Origin of the sequence: Staphylococcus sp. GDX8P114P-2, assembly GCF_017892945.1 — a bacterium.
Lineage (GTDB): Bacteria > Bacillota > Bacilli > Staphylococcales > Staphylococcaceae > Staphylococcus > Staphylococcus arlettae.
Window position 1 is genome coordinate 57,769 of sequence record NZ_JAESMB010000001.1, and the last position, 16,011, is coordinate 73,779.

Genomic DNA, 16,011 nt, shown 5'->3' on the forward strand with positions numbered 1-16,011 from the left:
CAAAAAAGCATCTCAATTAAAGTTGACTATCATTTCAACTATTGAGATGCTGTTTAAATTTTAATTTCTATAATTAAAAGGTTCAGGTTTTACTTCTCTAATTCCAAAATAATATTCTATGTTTTCACAAATACGTCGCGAAGCTTTGCCATCTCCATATGGATTACTAGCTTTATTCATTCTTTCATATTCATTGTGGTTATCTAACAAATTTTTCGTCTCTGTTAACACTGCTTCATAAGTTGTACCAATAACTTTTAATGTACCAGCACTAACACCTTCTGGTCGTTCAGTGGTATCTCTCAAGACTAATACCGGTTTACCCAATGATGGTGCCTCTTCTTGAACTCCTCCAGAATCTGTAAGAATTAAATGTGCTTCATTTGCAAAATTATGAAAATCTACAACATCAAGCGGTTCAATTAATTCAATTCTTGAATGATCGTATAAATACTGACTCGCAATCTCTCTTACTTTAGGATTTTTGTGCATTGGATATATAACAACGACATCTTTATATTCATCTACAATGTCACGAACTGCTCTAAAGATGTTGTGCATAGATTCCCCAATATTCTCTCTTCTATGTGCAGTTAATAAAATAACTCTTTTATCACTATGACGTTCAAGAATTTTTGACTGATATCCGTCTTTAATTGTTGTCTTCATTGCGTCAATGGCAGTATTTCCCGTTACAACGATACTTGCTACTTGTTTCTTTTCCCTTTGTAAATTATTAGCAGCTTGCTCTGTGGGTGCAAAATTTAAATCAGCCATATGAGCAACCATGACCCTATTCATCTCTTCTGGAAATGGAGAATATTTATTCCAAGTACGTAATCCTGCTTCTACATGACCAATTGGTATTTGATTGTAAAAAGCTGTTAAGCCACCTACAAATGTAGACGTTGTATCTCCGTGAACCAGGACCATATCTGGTTTTTCCTCTTTTATTACTGCATCTAATTTCGTTATAATTCTAGAAGTGAGTTCAGCTAATGTTTGGTTTGCCTTCATGATATTTAAGTCATAATCTGCTTTTATATCAAAGATGTTTAACACACTATCGAGCATTTCTCTATGCTGTGCTGTAATTACGACAACTGGTTGTAGCTTTTCATTTGTTTGTAACGCTTTAACTAGAGGCGACATTTTTATAGCTTCCGGGCGGGTGCCAAAAACGGTCATTATTTTCTTCATTTGCTTCCCCCTTGTTCATAACAATTTAAATTCAATCATTAATTAACTAGCTCTATATCTCTTGTTATGTATAGGTTACCATAGTTAATATATGATACATCTTTAAAGTTGGATTTAACAATGTTTTTCGTATCAAAGATGATTTTATGTTTCATGTATTTGAAGTCATCATCACTAAATGTTTTAAACTCAGAATGATCCGCAAGAATAAGTACCAGTGAAGCCCCTTCAGTAGCTTTATCAATATCTTTTTCAACAAAATCTAATTTAACATGTGGATCATAAGCCACTACATCTAAGTTCTCATCTTGTAATAATGTATAAATATCAACAGCTGGTGATTCCCTAATATCATCGACGTCACCTTTATAAGTTAATCCAAATACAGCAACTTTGGCGTTATCGATACCAGTTAATAACCGCTTAACATTTTCAACTACAAATTGAGGCATTGAGCGATTAATTTTTCGAACATTTTGAATTAATGGCGAATTTTTTGGGTCTGTCGCGATAATGAAATACGGATCAACAGCCAAACAATGACCTCCTACACCTGGACCAGGTAAATGTATGTTTACACGTGGATGCTTATTAGCCATTTCAATCACATCTAATACATTGATGTCTAAGTTATTGCAAATTTTTGTTAACTCGTTTGCTAAAGCAATATTTAAATCACGATAAGTATTTTCCATTAATTTACTCATTTCAGCAGTACGTGCATTAGTTTCAATCATTTCACCTTTAACAAATGTACTATAAACTCGTTTCCCAGCTTCCACACATTTAGATGTAACACCACCAATAATACGGTTATTATATACTAACTCTTCTAAAATTTTCCCAGGTAATACACGTTCTGGACAGTGAACTAAATAAATATCTTCGCCAACTATAAATCCAGTTTCTTCGATTAATGGTTTAACGAAGTCATCTATGGTACGAGGTGCAATAGTAGACTCTACAATAATCGTATCACCTTTTGTTAAATGTGGAATTACACTGTTTATTGCACTAAGTACTATTGAAATATCACAAGATTCGTACGTATCATCGTTATTTGGTGTTGGTACAGTAATGATAAATGCATCCGCTTCTTCAGGCTTGGTAGATACTTTGAACTTCCCTGTTTCAAGTACTTCTTCAAATGCTTCTTGTAACCCTGGCTCCTCTATGTTTGCTTTCCCTTGTTGTAAACAATCGATTGTTTTTTCATTTATGTCTACACCTAATACATCCACACCATGTTTGGCGAACATAATAGATGTTGGTAGTCCGATATAACCTAAACCCACAACTGTTATTTTCAAAATAATACCCTCCATATACAAATAATAATTTTTATATGTGATTTTCATTAAAATGACTTTTAAAATACTAATATTTATTCATGATATCTTTGATAATTGTTTCAAATTTCTGATTATCAATAGCAACTTTGCTTTCATGTGCATACAAAGATTTGGCATACACCAAGTTACCGTAGATTTTAGAAATAACTCGAAATTTATTTAAAATAGGATACATTGCTTTTGGAATAGGCAATAAAAATGTATTTTTATGTTCATTCTTCCGTATTTCTGTTACAACCTTTGTCGTATTGAATTCAAATTTATCTTTTGGATGATAGATACCTGTCATTTCATGTTTAATTATTTCATTTACAAATTGTTCCAAATGTTTAATATACAAAGCGCTCCTAGCATTACTTAAATTTGGAATTATAGGTAATCGCTTTGCAACTTTTATTAATTTAGTGAAATTACCTGGTGAACCTACTCCATATATCATTGGAGGTCTAATTATTGCAACTTTAAAATTATCATCTGCTATCTCTCGTATTTTAGCTTCAGCTTTAGCCTTTGATATACCATAATTTGTCACTGGTTTTAAATTAGTTGGATTTGTTAGCTCAACCATTTCACCAATTTTGCCATCCTCTCCAAACACAGCCATCGTACTCATAAATACAAAATGTTTAACTCCGCATTTTTTGGCTTCCATTGCTAAATTAAATGTTAAATGCATATTAACTCGAAAATACTCTGCAAGTTGAGCGTTAGGATCATTGTTATGTACTAAAGCTGCTGTATGGATAATGGCATCATATTGCTTAAAATCCAGTTCTTTCCACAATGTATTTTTTACATTTAATCTGCTAACTTTATTACCTAATTGTTCTAAACTATCTGCTAAATGACTGCCAACATATCCGCTACTTCCAGTTATTAAAATGTGTTTAGCCATTAGTGAGACACACCTTCTGAAGAGATTGTGTTAATCACAGTTTTATAAATGATGTACATATCAAGTAGTAATGATTGATTTTCCAAATAGTATTTATCATACATAACTTTTTGGTCATCTGTGTTATTATCTCTGCCCATCACTTGAGCTAATCCAGTAACACCTGGTCGTATTGTATGCACATTAACCTTAGTCCTCTTTTCGATAAGTTCATATTGGTTATAAAGTGCTGGTCTCGGGCCCACTATTGACATTTCTCCTTTTAGCACATTTACTAATTGCGGTAACTCATCAATTGATGTTTTTCTAATGAATTTACCTGTCTTAGTTATAAAATCTTCTGGCCCCATTAAATCTGTTGCTACGTTAGGCGTCCCCATTTTCATGGATCTAAATTTATAAATATTAAAAAGCTCATTATTTATCGTTGGTCTTTTTTGTTTGAAAATAGCAGGACCCGGTGACTCTAATTTTATTAGTACTGCTACAATAAGTAGTAACGGCCCGGCTACAATTAATCCATATATTGAGCAAAATAAATCGAAAGCTCTTTTCACATCAATTGCCTCCATTCAGCAAAATATAATATTTAGTTGTGTTATGTTGTCTCGTATATTCATCTTTAAATAATTGATATGCATTACCCCCCAATACTTGTAAGTCATTCCTTGAGTGCGAAGTTATAAAATTTAGAATGTCTTGTGCTGCACCATTATCAATTTGAATACCTGCATTGTATGTTTCAACGTGTTTAACGATATCTGAATGTTTATCCATAATTAAAATTAAGGGTTTCTTATTGGCTAAGTAACCATAGTTTTTACTCGGCACACCTAAGCCCACACCTTCAGGAATTAACGAAGCAAAACAAGCATCAGTAATTTTTAATACATCCGTATAATCAGTCCCAGTTAGAAATTCATACATCTTCACATTTTTAATTTCGTTTGATTTAATACTTTTTTTCACTTCTGCATATTTTTTACCATGCCCACATAGAATCGTTAACGTGTTCTCGTTATTCTTATTTAACTTTAAGAATTCAACAATTGTCTCCATATCTTGTAGTTGTCCCATATTGCCACTATATAGCAAGATCTTGTCATATTGATTTCTAAGTTTCTTAAATTCATTACTCTTAACTACGTCATATTCAGATTCTATGTACCAGTTAGGTATCACGTGAATATTTCCCGGGTTATCTGAAATTTTATTTTGTAATAAATAAGTTTTCATTTCTGTGCCTAGAACTATGATGTTTTCAGCATTTTTATATACATGTTTATTGATATAGTTCATTAATCTATCAATTAGACTTCCAGATTTGATAGTTCCTGTTTTCAAAGCGTTGTCGGGCGCAATATCATACACTACAAATGAGTATTGCTTGTTAAACATTCGATATAACACATCTGGAATTAAAGGTAATATTGGTGGGTTTGAATATACTAATATATGATCATAAGTCAGCATTTTTGGCATTTTACAAACAAACATTGCAAATAATGAAAAGAAATTAAAAATACGACCAAATTTATTTTTGTTATTAAATTTAGAGTATTTTAATCTTTTAATAGAAATTCCCTTGTAATTTTCATTTTTTTCAACATCTTTTTCATTACTGTATTCATATGGCCACCCACACATCACTTCCACACGCATACCTTTGTCAACTAAGTCCTCAGCCATTTGAGTTGGTAATGTAGCAGACGACACATATTCAGGATAAAAATACTGACATAATATTAATAATTTTTTCTTTTTCATCTACTCACCTTAGATTTTCAAATTTATTTAAACTTAAGCTTAATTTGTGATAACCAAAGCAATAATGCTAACGGAATAAATAAATATAATGCTTCTTGAATATTTGTTGCAGTATCTCCCCGAATAGAACCCATAATCAATTGAATAGATAAAATAGTTATTAAAATTAAATTAATACTATATATTCCATTTTCAGCTTTTCTTAAGCTCAAACTGTACTGGTCAGCTAAACCACAAAATATTGCAAATATTATACTCGCTAAAATTATTCCAAAAACACCTAAATATATATATGCTTCACCTACAAACCCTGGTGGAATTGACATCCCTTGATCAAATGGAAAATTTAATTTTTTAACTATTTCTTCCGACAAAGGTTGGGGTTTATTCGGCCAAATACTTCTAGGTATAAAAATAAATAATGGTTTGAATAATGTTAATATATTTACATGTACTTGATAATTAGTAATTATAGTTGCTAAAGAATATGAATAATTCACATCCGTTCCTACTGCTAAATAATCTATATATTTGTTGTAATCTCCGACTAATATATCTTTAAAATTCACAAAACCATCCTTCAAACCATAAGTTCGAATGCTCATCATTAAAGGTAATATAATTAATATAGTTGATAGTGCAATTACTGATAAATGAAGAAGGTTTGGTGTTTTCCCTTTTTTATAAATGTAAAGTACTAAAATTGCTATAGTGGGATATATTAAAATGCGTCTTCCAAATATGAAGATTGTTACTACTATTACACTAATAAGAATTAGAAATAAAGATTTCACTTTATTTCTTGTATTATTTGAATTATATAAATATAAATATGAAAGATATAAGTAACCCAATAGCACTGATCCTTGTAACATTTTCATTATAGAGCTATTTTCAAGAGTTGCAGTCGAACCACCAGTAACAATGTTCAATCCTGTTAACATTATTACAACAATTGTTGCTAATACATATATTGGATAGATATTATCTATATTTTTTGTTTTTATTATTAATAAATTGTTCATTTCAAATTTTATATTTGCAAGTTGAATAATAAGATTAGTAACTACAAAGACAATCAAAGCTAGTAAATACAATTTATTAGTGTAATCATAATTTGAGGCATCTAAATACAATTTATAATTAAAAGGTTTATCCATTATTATAGGTAATAAAAAACTTATACTAAAAACTGTTAAAAATAATAAACTTATAAACCTAAAATTTGAACGCAATAAATATATCGCATAAGTAACCGATATTGTTACAAAGAAAAATATAATCACACAATTCACCCTTTATTCTGAATTAGCTTTAAAATATTTTTATAAATGGCAAAATGCTTATATATTGCTGAAATTATTAAAGCGATTGCATATCCATATATTTCTATAATGTTAGTCAATATTGCACTAAGTAAAACAATTATTATTAATGTGAATAAGTTAATTATCAAATTATTTCTATATTGATTGTTAGCAAGCAATTTTATTTGTAGCAATGCTGAACTCGACATTAAAATCACCCCTAAACTCGCTGGAAATATTAACAATTGAACTTTGTAAATATACTCATTATAAAATATATAAATAAAGACCCATGAAAGTACGGAAATAAAAATTGATATTATAATTGATAAAAATATTATTAACTTCCACGTCTTTCTTACTTGAGCTGTCGTAATCTCTTGTTTGTTATCAACTTCATAACTCAATAACACGGTAACAATGGGATTGATTAGTATATTAGAAATTTTGCCAATTATAGTAGCAATAAAGAATAATGGCACATAAATAGTTCCTAAGAATATACTTAGCAATATCCTATCTGAGTAATTAATTAAATTTAATATGGAATTAGCACTAAGAAGCTCTAAATAACTTTTAAAATCAACTTTATTTAACATTTTAATATTTGTTTTTTTTAATACGTTCTTATATTCAAATATCATTAATATACTCATTAAAAATTCACTCAAAAATAATATTACGAACACAGATGTATGCAATAAATACATACTTACGCCGCCTATTATCATAATTGCACTTGCTACTAAACTTATATAAAATAGTGATTTAAATCGAAAATCTAATCTGTAATATACAAATAAATAACATCTTATTAATAAAAATGCTGACCACAAACTAGAAAACATAATATCTATGAATGCAAACTGATTCACTAGAGAATAAAGACCCGTTACACACATTACTATTACAGATCCCATAAATATTAAAAATAAGTATTCCGATTCAATTATTTGATCTTTATTTTTATTTATTAATCTTATGTTATTCAATGTGTTCCCTATGATAGGTGAAATCATATTAACTAATGTTAAAAGTAAAATGAAGTTCCCAAATTCTATTGTAGAATGTGATTTTGAATAAATAGGTAGAAGTAAAAACTGCATTAAAACCATGATCATTACGTTAGATAACACACTATAGATAAAGTCTTTTGATTTATTCATTTTGCTACCACACTATTAATTACTTAAATATATTCTTTTTAATTTTTCACTTTCATTTTGCCAATTCAGCTCATTAGATGCCTTAATAGCATTACATCTTAATTTGTTGTATAAAATTTTATTATTTAATAATGTTTGCACGGCTTCAGCAATGTTTTGAGGTGTTACTTTGTCTATTACAATTCCAAATTCATATTTTTCATTTAAGTAGTAATGTTCTTTAACTGGAGATAATATTACTGGCAATCCAGCATGTATACATTCAAAAATTTTATTAGACACTGTATATTTAAAATTTATTGAAACAGGTTTAGTAAGAACTACACCAATATCACTTTCACTTAGTTTTTGAACTAACTCTTTTACTTCTACAGGTTTAGCTAATTTTACGTTAGCATTTTCTACTTTAATGAGTTTTCTAATTTCGTCTTCTTGTGGGCCAAATCCTCTAATCACATAATTAACTGGTTGTTCATGCTGAATTGTAGCAGCTTTAACAAACTCCTCATAACCACGATTTGCAACAATCTGACCTTGATAAACAACTTCATTAATTTCACTACTTTTAGTTAAAGTCAATGATTCATCGAGAAACGGTGCATTGGTAATCACATGTGGCGTTTTTTTATAACCTTTTTTTAAATAATATGATTTAGCTGCATGACTCACAGTAACAAATGCATTCACCCTTTTATTTATAATATGTTTTTCAATAAGTTCAACAATTTTAGATATAACTCTGTACTTATTGATAAATGCGTTCTTAGCATATATTTCATGGGCATCAAAAATGATATTGGCTTTTTTATAACCACTTAAGTAAACCATTAGCAACACATCAAAATCATTTGCATGAATAACGTCTGGTTTATAATTTTTAATTTGTCTTATTACACCTTTGGCAAATTTAATGCGTTTAGATAGCTTACTTAAAATTGAAGTAGAATCTTTTTTATCACCAATTAATTTATATTTAAAATCTATCTGCTTTAAGCGTTCTTCTGTAACATTTTTATTATTCATTCCAATCATTAAATGAGTATTAGTAACATTTTTAATCGTCTCCATTTGCTTCAAAATTCTAGGATCTTGAACAATATTACTTGATACGATATTTAAAATTTTCATTTATCTCTTCCTATTCTTTCGAAACTTTAAAATTATTTAATGAAAAGTTATTTGCTTTAAGTTCTTTTGGCTCCATTAACCACCATTTACTTTCAAGTAACTGCTGAATAGTTACATTATCAAATCTTTTTTTTATAGCTTTAGCTGGTATTCCACCTACAATTTCATAAGGAGCAACATCTTTCGTTACAACTGCTCCTGTTGCTATGATTGCACCAGTACCTATTTGAACACCATCTAGTACGATTGCACTAGCTCCAATCCATACATCATGTCCAACAACAATTTTCTTCGGACTCTCATCAAATTTCAAAAAAGCTTCTTTTAAACCAAAAGGGTTATTGTTTGAATAAAAGACAGGAGAGCTACTAAAAAAATTTACTGGATGCTTACCTAAACCCATCTTTACATCAGATGAAATTGAACAGTAATTGCCTATTTTAACGTTATTAAAATCACTACCAAAACCAATATAACTATATTTACCGATAGTAGAATTTCTGACTTTACAGAATCTATCGACATAATTATTACCTTCAAAAGTTGAATTAGTAACATAAGCTAATCTATTTATCTTCACATTTTTTTCCTTAGAAGATGATGATTTTATTAAAGCAAATACTTTATTTAACATGATTTCCTCCAAGTATTGCGATTAATAATATCTTTATAACTTTGAATAATTTTAACGACCTTTGTTGAAACATTGCTATCTTGATAGTCGATTGCGTCAACCATTGGCTCGTCATTTTCTTGCATTAATTTCGCTAATTCTACAGATTGCACAAGATTGGCATATGAAATGCCACCAACAATAACTGTCCCTTTATCAAGTACTTCCGGTCTTTCAGTTGATGTACGGATTAAGACACCTGGGAATTTTAAAATAGCTGATTCTTCAGACAATGTACCGCTATCGGATAATACGACAAATGCATTTTTCTGCAATGCATTATAATCAAAGAAGCCAAATGGTTTTAATTGACTAACCAATGGATGAAATTTGAAGTTTCTTTCTTCAATTTTTTTCCAACTTCTTGGATGCGTTGAATAAATAACTGGCATTTGATAGTTCTCTGCAATTGCGTTAATCGCACTCATCAATGATAAGAAGTTTTGCTCATTATCAATATTTTCTTCACGATGCGCTGACACTAAAATATAATTTTGCGGTGTTAACTTTAAGTTTGAAAGAATGCTACTTCCCTCAATTTTAGTTAAATGTTCATCTAATACTTCTTTCATAGGAGACCCTGTCACAAAAATATTTTGTTTTTGGATACCTTCATCAAGTAAATAGCGTCTACTATGTTCTGTGTAAGGTAAGTTAACATCACTGACATGGTCGACAATTTTCCGATTAATTTCCTCTGGTACATTTTGATCAAAACATCTGTTTCCTGCTTCCATATGAAATACTGGAATTTTAAGTCTTTTCGCTGATAACGCTGCTAAACAACTATTGGTATCTCCTAAAATTAACAGTGCATCTGGCATTTCTTCAGCTAAAACTTCATATGATTTTGCTAAAATGTTACCCATTGTTTCACCTAAATGACTTCCTACCACTTCAAGAAAGTAGTCTGGTTTTCTTAATTCTAAATCCTCAAAAAACACTTGATTCAGCGTATAGTCATAATTTTGACCCGTATGTACTAATACGTGATTGAAATACTTATCGCATGATTTTATAGTTGCTGATAACCGAATAATTTCAGGCCTTGTACCAACAACAGTCATTAATTTTAATTTTTTCACTTATTTAGACCTCCAAGAAATATGTATCTGGATTATGTGGGTCAAAGATTTCATTTACCCACATGATTGTAACCATATCTGTGTCACCTAAGTTTTCAATATTGTGTGTATAACCTACTGGAATATCAACTACTTCAAGTTTTTCGCTAGTAACAGGATATTCAATAATTTTGTCATCTCCAACTTTTCTAAAACGAATAACACCATGACCAGAAACAACTAAAAATTTTTCATTTTTTGTATGATGCCAATGGTTTCCTTTCACAATGCCAGGTTTTGAAATATTAACCGAAACTTGACCTCTATCTATAGTTTTAAAAATCTCTGTAAATGATCCTCTATCATCAACATTCATTTTTAAAGGATAACTAAATTTATCTTTAGGTAAGTAACTTAAAAATGTACTATGCAATGCTCGTTCAAATGGATTTTCAATATTTGGGAGTGATTTATTTATATTCATTTCTTTAAATCGATATAATAGTTTAGCTACTGTACCTAATTTTTCTTCAAATACATTAGGTACTTCGGGTCTGTCATTTTTAATAGTCGGTCGTCCTGCAATTGCATTTTTAAATTCTTTAATAACGTCATCAATATAGTTTAATTTAAGTTCAACATCCTCATCATTAACTTGTATTTCTTTATTTCGAGCAATATTATGGCAAAACGTAGCAATAACTGAGTTGTAATTCGGTTTGCACCATTTACCAAATAAATTAGGCAAGCGATAAATTAAACTTTCATTGCCATTTTGTACTGCAAAATTAATAAGTAGATGCTCACTTTCACGTTTACTATTACCATATGGTGTATCAATTTCAGCTTGAATTGATGAAGCAAAAATAATTTTTGGTTGCTTAGGGTTATCTTTTAAGATTTCAAGTATTTGTTGTAAAAAGTCTACATTACCTATTTTAAATTCCGTATCATTTTGAGGCCTATTTACGCCTGCTAAATGCACAACTGAATCAGCTACCAGTAAATACTGTTTTAATTCATCTGAGGAAGTTTGTCTGTGCACTTCAAAAATTTCATAATCTGTTGTTGCTTTCAAATCTTCTTTTAGGTTTTTTCCTACAAAGCCATTTGAGCCAGTTATAACAATTTTCAATGTAAACGCTCCTGTCTTTTATGGTATTTGCTTAATTCAGTACGAACATATTTTAAAGTCAGCAATTTCTCCTTAATTTCTTCAACTGTTAATATTGTCGTATTATCAGAATTATATTCATAAGATGCAGTAATACTTTTACTACCATCTTCAAAATAATTACTGTAATTCAAATCTCTTGAATCTGCTGGCACTCTGAAATAATTTCCTAAATCTTCACATTGAGCGTATTCCTCGCGAGTTAATAATGTTTCAGACTTTTTCTCACCATGTCTTGTACCGATTATTTTGAGGTCATTATATGCTTCAAATAATTGTAAAAGTGCTGTCGCAAGGTCTCCAACTGTTGAGCTCGGTGCTTTTTGAACCATAATGTCTCCATTTTGTGCGTGCTCAAATGCATAAATCACTAATTCAACGGCTTCTTCTAAAGTCATTAAAAACCTTGTCATATTTGGATCTGTTATTGTTAATGGTTCTCCAGCTTTAATTTTTTCTATGAAGAGAGGAATGACTGAGCCTCTTGAAGCCATCACATTACCGTACCTAGTACCACAAATTAATGTTTGCTCACTATCCACATTTCTAGATTTAGCTACAAATATTTTTTCCATCATTGATTTAGAAATGCCCATTGCATTAATCGGATAGGCAGCTTTATCTGTAGATAAACAAATTACTTTTTTTACATTATGACGAATAGCATTTTGTAGTACATTTTCAGTACCGAGTATATTTGTTTTAACAGCTTCTATTGGGAAAAATTCACAAGAAGGCACTTGTTTTAAAGCTGCTGCATGAAATACAAAATCTACATTTCTCATAGCAGTTTCTACACTACGTGAATCTCTCACGTCACCTATATAAAATTTTAATTTAGGGTGATTGTACTTTTTTCTCATATCGTCTTGCTTTTTCTCATCTCTTGAAAACACTCTAATCTCTTTAATATCTGTTTCAAGAAATCTATCCATAACGGCATTACCAAATGACCCTGTTCCACCAGTGATTAATAGCACTTTATCTTTAAACATATTAATTCTCCTATTCATTAGCAATCTGGATAATTTTTTCTTTAGAAAAGTTATTTACTAAATCATTTATGATTTCGTCTACTTCTACTCGAGAGAAGAATTTCACTTTACCTCGATAGATTTTTTCATATACTTGTTCTGGATGTATTTCACCCTCATTCAGTAACTCTTCGTATAGCTTTTCTCCTGGTCTTATACCAGAAAATTCAATACCGATATCTTCTTCTTTTTTACCGCTTAACCTAATAAGATTACGCGCTAAATCTACTATTTTTACTGGTTTTCCCATATCGAGTACGAAAACTTCTCCGCCTTGTGCTAAGGCACCAGCTTGTAATACTAATCTTGATGCTTCTGGTATCGTCATAAAATACCGCGTCATTTCTGGATGCGTTACAGTAACCGGGCCACCCGCTTCTATTTGTTGCTTAAATAATGGAATTACTGAACCTCGCGAACCTAACACATTACCGAAACGGACAGCGACAAAGTCTGTTTGTGATGTTTTGTCGTTCAAACTTTGTATAACCATCTCTGCAACTCGCTTTGTCGCTCCCATAACGTTCGGTGGGTTTACTGCTTTATCTGTAGAAATCATGACAAACTTTTTCACAGCTGCATGTTTCGCTGCTTCTGCAGTATTTTTCGTTCCTAGTACATTATTACGTAATGCTTCTTGTGAATTATATTCCATCAGTGGAACGTGTTTATGTGCTGCTGCATGATACACGGCATACGGTTTGTAGTAATTCATCACTTCAAATAATCGCACTCTATTTTGCACATCGGCTATTACAGGTTCTAACTCAATTTCCCCTGCATACTGTTTGGACAATTCTTGGTGTATTAAATAAATACTATTTTCACCATGTCCTAACAACACGACTTTGTTCGAGCTAAATTTACAAACTTGGCGACAAATTTCTGAGCCTATAGAACCACCTGCACCGGTAACTAATATCGTTTTATGCGTTAACTCCTGTGATATCATTTGCATATTTAGTTCTACTGGGTCCCTCCCAAGTAAATCTTCAACTTCTACCTTTTTCAGTTGATTAACTTCAATTTCTCCTGCCATAACTTCCTCAATATTAGGCATTCTTAATAACTCAACACCTTCAATATTGCAGATATTATTAATTTCTTTTAGTCTCTTTTGATTAACTGTAGGTATTGCTATAATAATTTTTTTGATGTTAAATTTCTTTACTAACTCCGGAATATCAGCTATCGTTCCCTGTACTTTAACTCCTTCAGTAATTGCTATTTTGTACTTTTTCGGATCATCGTCTACTGCCAATACTGGTTCTAATTTCATCTCAACACTTTTCAACATTTGACGAATCAACATCGAACCTCCTTGGCCAGCACCGACAACTAATGTAGGTTTTTTATTATATGCTTTGCCACCAAAGTGTTTACTTGATACTCTCCAACATAAACGAGAACAACCAATAAATATTAAATGCATCATCCATGTAATAAAATACAACCTAATAAATGGACTTTGCGCTGTTAAGATTGCTACGATAATCATTGTGCTCACAATAGATGAAGTTACCGCTTTCACAACTAACAAGAGTTCACCCACACTAGCATACTCCCATGCCCGATGATATAAGTTAAAAGCCAAGGCAAAAATGTGATGCGATATTAACAACGACAGCGCTGATAACATTAATAATTTAATAGAATAACTTTCAAAATATGGCTGTAAGATAAAATAACTTACAAAGACTGAGAAAGTTACTATTATTGAATCAATCATAATTAATATTAATAACCGTAATCTTGCAGAAATGTGCGTCACTATAATCCCTCATTCAATTTACTAAGTTAGTCCAAACCATTTTTTCTCTTTATATCCCTGAGTTGGCTTAAATTTGGATATGTGTACATCCCTAACCACCTTTTGTGCATTTGTTAAAAAATTAGTTAATTCACCATGATACTGCTTCACCTTACGGTCCTGAAATAAGCTACGCATCAAAAATGGACGATGTATGGCATGATGTGCATCGGAACCTACAAAATGTACTAAATTGTTATCTATCATTTGAAATGCTAACTTTTTAACGTTTTTACCAAAAACACCTACTAACGATCCAGAAGTCAATTGACTTAAAGCTCCCATGTTAATTAGCTCAAATAATACATCAAGATTTTGACTCATTTCTTTATTTCTTTCTGGATGTGCAATGATTGGTATATATCCTTTATTTTGTAATTCATAAAATAGCTTATGCGTATAATACGGCACTTCGTTCGATGGAAATTCAATTAATAAATAACGTGAATCATTAATTCCTTTAATAGTTCCTTGTTCTAGCTCAGTAATAATTTGATCTGTCAATCGAATTTCCTGTCCCGCATAAAAGTTAATGTTCAATTGTTTTACTTCTTCATGATTTTGTAATTCCAACAACTTTTCTTCAACACAGTGCATAGTCGTTGAATATTTAGGATGTAAATGATGAGGCGTCACTATTATTTCAGTTACTCCTTCTGTACGTGCTTGTTGTAGCAGTTTACTCGCTGCTTCAATATTTTGTGGTCCATCATCAACATCAATTAACACGTGATTATGAAAATCAATCATTACTATCATCTCCGTAATAATAATAGTAATTTGACGATTTATCTTTCGGCATTTTATTTAATACAACACCAATAACTTTTGCTCCTGATATTTCTATTAATTCTTTAGCTTTTTTCACTTCATTTTTATCATTCTTTTCGCTATCAATGACTAAAATGCAATTCACCACATTGATAGCGTATAGTTGAGCATCAGTCACACTCGTTACCGGTGGTGTATCGATCACAATAAAATCAAACTCTTGCTTTAGTTGCTGGTATACTGTTTTAAATTTTTCTGAACCAATTAACTCAGATGGATTCGGTGGTATCGGACCAGAAGTTAGTACAAACAAATTTGCAACGAACGTCTCTTTGACAGCATCTTGATACATTGCCCTACCTAACATATAGTTTGATAATCCATTATTGTTCGTTACATCAAAAACATAATGTTGCGTCGGTTTACGCATATCACCGTCTATAAGTAATGTTTTATAACCTGCTTGCGCATATGTAATTGCAATATTTGCTGCAATCGTACTTTTTCCTGCTGCAGTTTTTTCTGAGGCAACTATGATATCTGTAATTTCAGCATTTGCATTCGAAAACATAATATTCGACCTTATTCCTCTAAACTTTTCACTAATCGTTGATTTGGGTTGATCATATGTGTACAGGGGTGTTATATTTTTATTCTTTTTAGCCATAGC

General features: G+C 30.9%; 15 protein-coding genes. All 15 read right to left on the minus strand.

Annotation, left to right across the window (positions count from 1 at the left end):
- Positions 1-60 precede the first annotated feature (60 nt).
- The 15 genes from wecB (KA845_RS00275) to KA845_RS00345 all read right to left on the minus strand — a co-directional run bounded on the left by wecB (KA845_RS00275) (position 61) and on the right by KA845_RS00345 (position 16,008).
- Complete coding sequence (gene wecB, locus KA845_RS00275) at positions 61-1,200, minus strand: non-hydrolyzing UDP-N-acetylglucosamine 2-epimerase (protein ID WP_112369016.1); 1,140 nt, start codon at positions 1,198-1,200, stop codon at positions 61-63.
- 38 nt (positions 1,201-1,238) lie between these two features.
- On the minus strand, positions 1,239-2,510 hold the full coding sequence (locus tag KA845_RS00280) for a nucleotide sugar dehydrogenase (protein WP_210127734.1): 1,272 nt from the start codon (positions 2,508-2,510) through the stop codon (positions 1,239-1,241).
- A 67-nt stretch (positions 2,511-2,577) separates the two neighbouring features.
- Positions 2,578-3,447: an NAD-dependent epimerase/dehydratase family protein gene (locus tag KA845_RS00285; protein WP_103388456.1), complete on the minus strand. Its 870-nt coding sequence runs from the start codon at positions 3,445-3,447 to the stop codon at positions 2,578-2,580.
- Positions 3,447-4,004 (minus strand): sugar transferase, encoded by a 558-nt coding sequence (locus tag KA845_RS00290; protein ID WP_103388457.1) that lies wholly within the window; start codon positions 4,002-4,004, stop codon positions 3,447-3,449. The genes KA845_RS00285 and KA845_RS00290 overlap by 1 nt, the downstream gene beginning before the upstream one ends.
- A gap of 1 nt (position 4,005) precedes the next feature.
- Positions 4,006-5,214, minus strand: coding sequence for a glycosyltransferase family 4 protein (locus KA845_RS00295; RefSeq protein WP_107373983.1), 1,209 nt, complete (start codon positions 5,212-5,214; stop codon positions 4,006-4,008).
- A 23-nt stretch (positions 5,215-5,237) separates the two neighbouring features.
- Positions 5,238-6,500: an O-antigen polymerase gene (locus KA845_RS00300; protein ID WP_167868133.1), complete on the minus strand. Its 1,263-nt coding sequence runs from the start codon at positions 6,498-6,500 to the stop codon at positions 5,238-5,240.
- A gap of 5 nt (positions 6,501-6,505) precedes the next feature.
- On the minus strand, positions 6,506-7,687 hold the full coding sequence (locus tag KA845_RS00305; protein ID WP_021459842.1) for a lipopolysaccharide biosynthesis protein: 1,182 nt from the start codon (positions 7,685-7,687) through the stop codon (positions 6,506-6,508).
- A gap of 15 nt (positions 7,688-7,702) precedes the next feature.
- A complete protein-coding gene (locus KA845_RS00310) occupies positions 7,703-8,815 on the minus strand; it encodes a glycosyltransferase (RefSeq protein WP_107374070.1) in 1,113 nt (370 codons plus the stop codon).
- A gap of 10 nt (positions 8,816-8,825) precedes the next feature.
- Positions 8,826-9,449 carry a CatB-related O-acetyltransferase gene (locus tag KA845_RS00315; RefSeq protein WP_021459840.1) on the minus strand — a complete coding sequence of 208 codons (624 nt, stop codon included), beginning with the start codon at positions 9,447-9,449 and terminating at the stop codon, positions 8,826-8,828.
- Entirely contained in the window at positions 9,443-10,573 is a 1,131-nt protein-coding gene (gene wecB / locus KA845_RS00320) for a non-hydrolyzing UDP-N-acetylglucosamine 2-epimerase (RefSeq protein WP_002509438.1), read from the minus strand. Before wecB (KA845_RS00320) ends, KA845_RS00315 begins: the two co-directional genes overlap by 7 nt.
- A 4-nt stretch (positions 10,574-10,577) precedes the next feature.
- Positions 10,578-11,687 carry a polysaccharide biosynthesis C-terminal domain-containing protein gene (locus tag KA845_RS00325; RefSeq protein ID WP_002509437.1) on the minus strand — a complete coding sequence of 370 codons (1,110 nt, stop codon included), beginning with the start codon at positions 11,685-11,687 and terminating at the stop codon, positions 10,578-10,580.
- On the minus strand, positions 11,684-12,721 hold the full coding sequence (locus KA845_RS00330; protein ID WP_002509436.1) for a nucleoside-diphosphate sugar epimerase/dehydratase: 1,038 nt from the start codon (positions 12,719-12,721) through the stop codon (positions 11,684-11,686). The genes KA845_RS00325 and KA845_RS00330 overlap by 4 nt, the downstream gene beginning before the upstream one ends.
- A 10-nt stretch (positions 12,722-12,731) precedes the next feature.
- Positions 12,732-14,489 (minus strand): nucleoside-diphosphate sugar epimerase/dehydratase, encoded by a 1,758-nt coding sequence (locus tag KA845_RS00335; protein ID WP_245338042.1) that lies wholly within the window; start codon positions 14,487-14,489, stop codon positions 12,732-12,734.
- Between the two features lie 63 nt (positions 14,490-14,552).
- Positions 14,553-15,320, minus strand: a complete 768-nt coding sequence (locus tag KA845_RS00340) for a tyrosine-protein phosphatase (protein WP_002509434.1) — start codon at positions 15,318-15,320, stop codon at positions 14,553-14,555.
- Complete coding sequence (locus KA845_RS00345) at positions 15,313-16,008, minus strand: polysaccharide biosynthesis tyrosine autokinase (protein ID WP_210127736.1); 696 nt, start codon at positions 16,006-16,008, stop codon at positions 15,313-15,315. The genes KA845_RS00340 and KA845_RS00345 overlap by 8 nt, the downstream gene beginning before the upstream one ends.
- Positions 16,009-16,011: the final 3 nt, after the last annotated feature.

Excerpts from the sequence above, each read along its gene's own strand:
- KA845_RS00305 (WP_021459842.1), bottom strand. The coding sequence starts at position 7,687 with ATGAATAAATCAAAAGACTTTATCTATAGTGTGTTATCTAACGTAATG.
- KA845_RS00340 (WP_002509434.1), bottom strand. The coding sequence starts at position 15,320 with ATGATTGATTTTCATAATCACGTGTTAATTGATGTTGATGATGGACCA.
- KA845_RS00335 (WP_245338042.1), bottom strand. The coding sequence starts at position 14,489 with ATGATTGATTCAATAATAGTAACTTTCTCAGTCTTTGTAAGTTATTTT.
- KA845_RS00315 (WP_021459840.1), bottom strand. The coding sequence starts at position 9,449 with ATGTTAAATAAAGTATTTGCTTTAATAAAATCATCATCTTCTAAGGAA.
- KA845_RS00310 (WP_107374070.1), bottom strand. The coding sequence starts at position 8,815 with ATGAAAATTTTAAATATCGTATCAAGTAATATTGTTCAAGATCCTAGA.
- KA845_RS00330 (WP_002509436.1), bottom strand. The coding sequence starts at position 12,721 with ATGTTTAAAGATAAAGTGCTATTAATCACTGGTGGAACAGGGTCATTT.
- KA845_RS00345 (WP_210127736.1), bottom strand. The coding sequence starts at position 16,008 with ATGGCTAAAAAGAATAAAAATATAACACCCCTGTACACATATGATCAA.
- KA845_RS00295 (WP_107373983.1), bottom strand. The coding sequence starts at position 5,214 with ATGAAAAAGAAAAAATTATTAATATTATGTCAGTATTTTTATCCTGAA.
- wecB (WP_112369016.1), bottom strand. The coding sequence starts at position 1,200 with ATGAAGAAAATAATGACCGTTTTTGGCACCCGCCCGGAAGCTATAAAA.
- KA845_RS00285 (WP_103388456.1), bottom strand. The coding sequence starts at position 3,447 with ATGGCTAAACACATTTTAATAACTGGAAGTAGCGGATATGTTGGCAGT.